The sequence below is a fragment of the Thermogutta sp. genome, assembly GCF_014359955.1.
In the GTDB taxonomy this organism is placed as follows: domain Bacteria; phylum Planctomycetota; class Planctomycetia; order Pirellulales; family Thermoguttaceae; genus Thermogutta.
This window is the reverse complement of sequence record NZ_JACIYL010000785.1, coordinates 1-2030: the sequence shown is the minus strand read 5'-3', so window position 1 is coordinate 2030 and position 2030 is coordinate 1. Positions and strand designations below refer to the sequence as shown.

Annotated in this window: 1 protein-coding gene, 1 tRNA gene and 1 pseudogene; 1 reads left to right on the top strand and 2 read right to left on the bottom strand. The window is 57.5% G+C overall.

From position 1 onward, the window contains the following. Positions 1-202: pseudogene (locus H5U08_RS16945) on the top strand (ribonuclease E); the annotation flags it as partial. A 276-nt stretch (positions 203-478) separates the two neighbouring features. Here H5U08_RS16945 and H5U08_RS16940 read toward each other — a convergent pair. Next, positions 479-567 (bottom strand) — tRNA-Ser (locus H5U08_RS16940). A 159-nt stretch (positions 568-726) separates the two neighbouring features. Beyond that, a partial coding sequence (locus H5U08_RS16935) for a hypothetical protein (protein WP_297035774.1) occupies positions 727-2030 on the bottom strand: 1304 nt, incomplete at its 5' end.

Below are 2030 nucleotides of genomic sequence, written 5' to 3'. Positions count from 1 at the left end.
GGAACGCGTGGCCAAGATTACGGTGACCGTTCATGAAGATGTTGCTGAATATCTCAACAATAACAAGCGACGTTTTATTACTGAATTAGAAACGAAAAACAACGTTACAATCCGAGTGGCCGGTGAAAAGCACGTTTCGCCGGAGCATCTGGTCATCGAATGCCGCGATAAAGAAGATCGAATCTTGGCGACCCCGAAATAACACACGGCCTTGCACCGCGCTTGCGGGGATGCCTCGTCCGGTCAAGGACGGCGTGCGCACACCCCACAGAAAATGTGCCAGCATCTTGGGAGACGAGAACCCTGGTGGTGGCAACGCCTGTGGTGGTGGAAACACGCGCGTGACCGCGACGAGGGCGTCGCAGCGGCTCTTCAAAAATGGTACTCACCCCATCCGTGTTCAGGGGAATCGGCTTAACGGACACGCGTGGGGCGGCTCGTCTTTCATGATGTGCGACCATCTGGTCGGCGACTGATCTGGAGCGGAGGGCACGGGACTCGAACCCGCAACCCCTTTCGGGGCACCACATCTCCAGTGTGGCTGCTCACCAATTCGCATACCCTCCGAACGTCGGGCGAGTCACTCTCGCCCATCACTGAATATTATACGTCTGCCACATTTCCCCGCGAAGACCACCCCTGATCCTTCTCGGTGGAGGGCTGTACCGGTGACCAGTCGGTGGAGTTGGTGGACGGCTGTATCGGGGGCTTCCATTCTTAGGGGCCTCAGGGCCAGCGGAGCTCCACGATGGTCCACAGATCGACGACCGGTACGGTGACTTCGACATGCTCCTGGACCGTGCGAATCGCCACCTCATCGGACCCCTGAGAGAAGGCTCGGACTGTCCCCAACTGACAGCTTTCGGGCGGGCCGGGCAAAATATCTCTATCCAGGGTGATCACCACATTTTTCGCCGGTGTCATCCCGTCGTGAGTGGGGTCGTACTGACGGTTGACGAGGTGAATCGCAACACGCTTTTCGCGCGAGTGTCGGCGGACAGTGACAAAAAGCTGTTTCTCCAGATTCACACGGATCCAGCGATCGGCCAGCCCTGCCGCGTCCTGGGGCGATTTCCACCGCACGAGCTTTTTCTGAACAGAAGCGCTCGATAAAACCTGTTCCAGATCTGCGGATGGCGCCAGATTCTGGGGGATCACCACTGCTGAATACCGGGCCAGGTCGGATTCACAGAGGTTGTACCCGGGCAACCAGTCATCGCCCTGAACGATGACGGCGAAAGGGACATTGAGTGCGACAAGGGCCGTACAGATCGGCTCGATCTGTCCTTTTCCTTGTCGCTGGGAGTGATTGTCGTAGATAATGGCCACTTTGGCGACGGGGTCAAAGTCGTCAAGAATCTCGGCACTGGCACGGACAAAGCGATACAGGGGCGCATATTCTTCCACCGGTCCAGTGTACCAGTGGGTTCCCTTTTCCCGAGTGTAGCACCACTGGCGATGAGGCGCCATGAAATTGTGCCCGAAAGCATACGAAAGGGCGATCCACGTACGGACCAGGCCAGTGAGGTTGTTGGCGGCCACATCGGCCCAATCGGCGCCGCTGGCCGTGGAAGCGACGGGGCGGTTCAGGCCGTCGGCCAGTTTGTAAACGTAGATGGGATGGAGAGGCACCTGGCGCTTTCCGGACTGGTGATAGACTTCGCAGCAAAAGTAGTCCAGATAGGGTGTGATCGCAAGATTCATGGGGCCCGCCAGGCTGGAATTAACGGCGAGCGGCATATGGGAGCCTTTCCATTCGTTGGCCTTCTCGCGGAATTCCGCCACGAATTGCGTGGCCGCTTTGACCTGAAAGTCCAAAAATTCGGCGGCCAGCGGGAGTTGGGCCCGCTGTGCGTGGTACTTTTCGGGCGTGACGCCCTGTTTCAGCAGGTACTGTCGGTAGTCGAATTTGCTGAGATCGCCCAGTTTAAGTTCGTTCAACCGTTCGGGCGAAAGATTCTGTTTGAGATACTCTCGGAAACCCGACATGCAACTGGAACAAAAACACGCGTCCAACCAAGTGACGGCAC